The organism is Azospira sp. MPR-E4 (assembly GCF_058809645.1).
The window spans coordinates 1-5789 of the sequence record NZ_JBXAST010000094.1; the positions used below are offsets into that span (position 1 = coordinate 1).

Genomic DNA, 5789 nt, shown 5'->3' on the forward strand with positions numbered 1-5789 from the left:
GGCCCGCCCTTCCACCTTGCCTCCGGCTGAAAGCGCCCATGCTGCCCTGGCTCACCGCCGCCCACGAGTTCCCGCCCCTCGCCACCGCCCTCAGCGAGCCCAACGGCCTGCTGGCCGTAGGCGGCGACCTGGCGCCGGAACGCCTGCTGGCGGCCTACCGGCGCGGCATCTTCCCCTGGTATTCGCCCGGGGAGCCGATCCTGTGGTGGAGCCCGGACCCGCGCATGGTGCTGTTCCCCGCCGAATTCAAGGTTTCCCGCTCCCTCGGCCGGACCCTGCGCCGGGGCGGCTACGAGGTGCGCCTGGACACGGCCTTCGCCCGGGTCATCGCCGCCTGCGCCCAGACGCCGCGGCGGGGCCAGCACGGCACCTGGATCGTGCCGGAGATGCAGGCCGCCTACCGCCGCCTGCATGAACTTGGGCTGGCCCATTCGGTCGAAACCTGGGTGGATGGCGAACTGGTCGGCGGCCTCTACGGCATCGCCCTGGGACGCATGTTCTACGGCGAATCCATGTTCTCCTGGCGCAGCGACGCCTCCAAGATCGCCGTCGCCCATCTCGCCCGTTACCTGGAAAGGCTCGGATTCGGCATGGTAGATTGCCAGATGCACACCGCCCACCTGGCCTCCCTCGGCGCCCGGGAAATTCCCCGGGACGATTTCATCGCCCGCCTCGACGCCCTGGTGGCCGCGGGGCCCGCCCCCGGCCCCTGGCCGGCGGCAGATGCAAGCCACCTGTGGCATAGCGCAGCCTGACCGACATGTCCCAACTCAACGACTCGTCCCTGCCCTTTTCCCTGCTGCAGTTCTACGCCACCTCGCCCTACGGCTGCAGCTACCTGCCGGAGCAGCAGGCCCGCTCCCAGGTGGCCACGCCCACCCACCTGATCAACACGGAAATCTACAGCGAGCTGGTGCGGGCCGGCTTCCGCCGCAGCGGCGTGTTCACCTACCGTCCCTGGTGCGATGCCTGCCGCGCCTGCGTGCCGGCGCGCATCCCGGTGCAGCGCTTCGCCCCGGACCGGACCCAGCGGCGGGTGGCCCGCCAGCACGAAAACCTGGTGGCCCGGGAAGTGCCCCTGGAATTCGCCGCCAGCCACTACGAGCTGTACCAGCGCTACCAGGCCAACCGCCACGCCGGCGGCGGCATGGACCAGGACAGCCACGAGCAGTACGCCCACTTCCTGCTGCAAAGCCGGGTGGACACCCGGCTGGTGGAATTCCTCGAACCCGGGAGCGGCGCCGTGCGCATGGTCAGCGTCATTGACGTGCTCACCGACGGCCTCTCCTCCGTCTACACCTTCTACGACCCGGACGTGCCCGGCGCCAGCTACGGCACCTACAACATCCTGTGGCAGATCCAGCAGTGCCGGGAACTGGGCCTGCCCCACCTGTACCTGGGCTACTGGATCGGCGCCAGCCGCAAGATGGCCTACAAGATCCGCTTCAAGCCCCTGGAAGGGCTGGTGGACGGGGAATGGCAGGAACTGGGGGCGATCGCCGCCGCCCAGGCAGAAGCGGGCCCCAGGCCCTGAACCTTCAGGCCGCCCCCAGCACTGGCATCTTCCCCTGCAATTCCCGGCGCCTCTACCACCAGATATACGCCGCGGCCATCGACAGCAGTGTCTGTAAATTCCCGCACGGGCCTTGCAGACAACGTTTCACGATACGCAATTCAATCTCGCAGATAGGAATGCTTCTCGGGGTGTGGTAAAACTGCGCCCTTACCTTTAGTCATATGCCGCAAGACCGGTCCATGGTGCATTGCGGTAAAATCGCGCCCATGCTCTATTCACTCGCCCGCAAAATCTTCTTCTCCCTGGATGCGGAGAAGGCCCACGGCATCGGCCTCAACGGCCTGGCCGCCCTCCACGCTGCCGGTCTGTCCTGCCTCATGGGCAAGAAGGCGCCGGAATGCCCAGTGGAGGTCATGGGCCTCCGTTTCCCCAACCCGGTGGGCCTGGCCGCCGGCCTGGACAAGAACGGCGAATGCATCGACGGCATGGCCGCCATGGGTTTCGGCTTCCTCGAAGTGGGCACCGTCACGCCCCGGCCCCAGCCGGGCAACCCCAAGCCCCGCCTGTTCCGTATCGAGGAGAAGCAGGCCATCATCAACCGCATGGGCTTCAACAACGAGGGGGTGGACCACCTGCTGCAGAACGTGGCCCTGGCCCAGTTCCCCAAGTGCGGCGGCATCCTCGGCATCAACATCGGCAAGAACTTCGACACCCCCATCGAAAAAGCCGCCGACGACTACCTGATCTGCCTGGAGAAGGTGTATGCCGCCGCCAGCTACGTCACGGTCAATATCTCCAGCCCCAACACCAAGAACCTGCGCGACCTGCAGCGGGATGACGCCCTGGACGACCTGCTGCGCCAGCTGAAGGCGGCCCAGGCCCGCCTGGCGGAAAAGCACGGCAAGCACACCCCCCTGGCCCTGAAGATCGCCCCGGATCTGGACTACGCCCAGATCCAGGCCATCGCCGACCTGTTGCGCCAGCACCGCATGGATGGCGTCATCGCCACCAACACCACCCTTTCCCGCAACGGCGTCGAAGGCTGCCGCTACGGCAACGAGGCCGGCGGCCTCTCCGGTGCCCCGGTGCGGGACCTGTCCACCCAGGTGATCCGCAAGCTGGCCACCGCCCTCCAGGGCGAGGTGCCCATCATCGGCGTCGGCGGCATCCTTTCCGGTGCCGATGCGGCGGAAAAAATCGAGGCCGGCGCCAAGCTGGTGCAGATCTATTCCGGCTTCATCTACCGGGGGCCGGACCTGGTCCGGGAGGCAGCGGAAACCCTCTGCCGGATGGGCCGCTGAGCCCTCCGGGGCGGCCCGGCGGGCAATGCCCCCAGGGCCGCCAAGGTTGCCCCTTACGTTGTTCGGCGGGATAATGCACCGCCCCTGAAAATCCGACCATGATCAGCCACTATCTCTTCATCGTCATCGGCGCCGTGTTGGTGAACAACGTGGTGCTGGTGAAAATCCTCGGCCTCTGCCCCTTCATGGGCGTTTCCAAGAAACTGGAAACCGCCTTCGGCATGGGGGCCGCCACCACTTTCGTGCTGACCGTGGCCACCGGGGCCAGCTACATCATCGACCATTACCTCCTGATGCCTTTCGGCCTGGAGTATCTGCGCACCCTCTCCTTCATCGTCACCATCGCCGCCATCGTGCAGCTGACCGAAATGGTGATCCAGAAGACCAGCCCGGTGCTGCATCAGGTGCTGGGCATCTACCTGCCCCTGATCACCACCAACTGTGCCGTGCTCGGCGTACCCCTGCTCAACGTGGCCAACCACTACGATTTCGTCGAGTCCCTGCTCTTCGGCATGGGCTCCGCCGTCGGCTTCTCCCTGGTGCTGGTGCTCTTCGCCGGCATCCGGGAGCGCATCGAGGGGGCCGATGTGCCGGTTCACTTCCGCGGCGTCGCCATCGCCATGGTCACCGCCGGCCTCATGAGCCTGGCCTTCATGGGCTTCTCCGGCCTGGACAAGTACCAATAATGCTCATCGCCATCGCCATCATGGCCCTGGGGGCCGTCGTCCTGGGCGCCGCCCTGGGCTTTGCCTCGGTCAAGTTCAAGGTGGACGGCGATCCCCTGGTGGACAAGATCGAAGCCATCCTGCCCCAGACCCAGTGCGGCCAGTGCGGCTACCCGGGCTGCAAGCCCTACGCCGAAGCCATCGCCAAGGGCGAGGCCGACATCAACCTGTGCCCCCCCGGCGGTGCCGAGGGGGTGGGCAAGCTGGCCGATCTGCTGGGCCGGGAAGCCAAGCCCCTGGACGGGGTGGAGAAGCCGCCCCAGGTGGCCCTCATCGACGAGAACACCTGCATCGGCTGCACCCTGTGCATCCAGGCCTGCCCGGTGGATGCCATCGTCGGCGCCGCCAAGCAGATGCACACCATCGTCGAATCCCTGTGCACCGGCTGCGAGCTGTGCCTGCCGCCCTGCCCGGTGGAATGCATCACCATGGAGCCGATCCAGGAAACGGTGGATACGTGGAAGTGGAAATACCCGGTCGTCGAATTGAAGAGGGTCGCCTAAGCCATGGGCCTGATGCAGCTGTTCAAGTTCAAGGGAGGCGTCAAGCCGGCCACCAACAAGGCCCAGTCCGTCACCCTGCCCATCGCCAAGGCGCCCCTGCCCTCCGTGGTGGCCGTGCCCCTGCACCAGAGCATCGGCGGTACGCCCCGGCCCCTGGTGCAGGTGGGCGACAAGGTGCTGAAGGGCCAGATGATCGGCGAGGCCGATGGCTGGATCTCCGCCGCCGTGCACGCCCCCACCTCCGGCACCGTGCGGGAAGTGGGCATGTACGCCGCCGCCCACCCCTCCGGCCTGCTCACCGACTGCGTCGTCATCGAGCCGGATGGCGAGGACCGCTGGATCGAGCGACAGGTCGTCGATTACAAGACCCTGACCCCGGAACAGGTGCGCGAACTGCTGCGTGACATGGGCGTGGTGGGTCTGGGCGGGGCCGTGTTCCCCTCCCACGCCAAGACCCAGGCTTCCCGCAGCGTGCCCATGGAAGAGCTGGTGATCAACGGCGCCGAATGCGAGCCCTACATCACCTGCGACGACCTGCTGATGCGGGAACGGGCGGCCGAGGTGGTCAAGGGCATCGCCATCTTCCGCGACCTGCTGCAGCCGAAGAAGGTCCTCATCGGCATCGAGGACAACAAGCCGGAAGCCGCCGCCGCCATGGCCCAGGCCGTGCAGACCGCGGGCGAGGACTTCCAGGTCGTCAGCGTGCCCACCCTGTACCCGGCCGGCGGCGCCAAGCAGCTGATCCGCGTCCTCACCGGCAAGGAAGTGCCCGCCAACAAGCGCTCCACCGACATGGGTGTGCAGTGCTTCAACGTGGCCACCGCCTACACCGCCTGGCGCGCCCTGGGCCACGGCGAGCCGGTCATCTCCCGCCTGGTGACCCTCACCGGCAACGTGGCCGAGCCGCGCAACTACGAAGTGCTGATCGGCACCCCCATGGACGAACTGCTGGCCATCGCCGGCCCCAAGGCCAACACCGACGGCATCATCATGGGCGGCCCCATGATGGGCTTCCTGGTGCCCGAGGCCAAGGCGCCGGTGGTCAAGGCCACCAACTGCCTGATCGCCCATTCGCCGGCCCTGTTCCCGCCCAAGGCGCCGGAGATGCCCTGCATCCGCTGCGGCTCCTGCGCCCAGGTCTGCCCCCACGAACTGCAGCCCTTCGAGATGTACTGGTTCGCCCGGGCCAAGAATTTCGGCAAGACCCAGGAATACAACATCTTCGACTGCATCGAGTGCGGCTGCTGCTCCTTCGTCTGCCCTTCCCGCATTCCCCTGGTGCAGTACTTCCGTTTCGCCAAGAGCGAGATCTGGGCTCGGGAACGGGACAAGAAGGCGGCCGACGGCGCCAAGACCCGTTTCGAATTCAAGCAGCTCCGGGACGAGCGGGAAAAGCAGGAAAAGGCCGAGAAGCTGGCCAAGGCCGCCGCTGCCCAAGCCGCCAAGAAGGCCGCCGAAGCCGCTGCTGCCGCTGCTGCCGAAGGCGGCGCCCCGGCCGAAGCCGCTGCGGCGCCGGCCGCCCAGAGTCCGGAAGAGGCCGCCGCTGCCGCCAAGAAGGCCGCCATCGCCGCCGCCATGGAACGGGCCAAGGCCCAGCGCGCCCAGGCCCAGCCCCAGAATACGGACGATCTGGCCCCCGCCCAGCAGCAGGAAGTGGCCGACATCGAGGCCCGCCGCGCCCGCCTGCGGGACATCGCCAAGACCGAACTGGCCCACCCCGAAGCCCATCCCGCCGAGGCCGCCC

Annotated in this window: 6 protein-coding genes; all 6 read left to right on the forward strand. The window is 67.4% G+C overall.

All coding sequences use genetic code 11. The annotated features are described in order from the left end of the window. Positions 1-38 precede the first annotated feature (38 nt). Entirely contained in the window at positions 39-755 is a 717-nt protein-coding gene (gene aat, locus AC1RTA_RS16205) for a leucyl/phenylalanyl-tRNA--protein transferase (RefSeq protein WP_152088991.1), read from the forward strand. A 5-nt stretch (positions 756-760) separates the two neighbouring features. After that, entirely contained in the window at positions 761-1534 is a 774-nt protein-coding gene (locus tag AC1RTA_RS16210) for an arginyltransferase (protein ID WP_492785326.1), read from the forward strand. 248 nt (positions 1535-1782) lie between these two features. Beyond that, positions 1783-2817: a quinone-dependent dihydroorotate dehydrogenase gene (locus tag AC1RTA_RS16215; RefSeq protein ID WP_492785327.1), complete on the forward strand. Its 1035-nt coding sequence runs from the start codon at positions 1783-1785 to the stop codon at positions 2815-2817. Positions 2818-2918: 101 nt separating this feature from the next. Next, the gene (rsxA, locus tag AC1RTA_RS16220) at positions 2919-3503 is read left to right on the forward strand and encodes an electron transport complex subunit RsxA (RefSeq protein WP_130459282.1); all 585 of its coding nucleotides are present in this window, start codon (positions 2919-2921) and stop codon (positions 3501-3503) included. After that, positions 3503-4045, forward strand: coding sequence for an electron transport complex subunit RsxB (rsxB, locus tag AC1RTA_RS16225; protein WP_014237996.1), 543 nt, complete (start codon positions 3503-3505; stop codon positions 4043-4045). Before rsxA ends, rsxB begins: the two co-directional genes overlap by 1 nt. A 3-nt stretch (positions 4046-4048) precedes the next feature. After that, positions 4049-5789 (forward strand): electron transport complex subunit RsxC (gene rsxC, locus AC1RTA_RS16230; RefSeq protein ID WP_492785328.1); only part of this gene is annotated, 1741 nt, incomplete at its 3' end.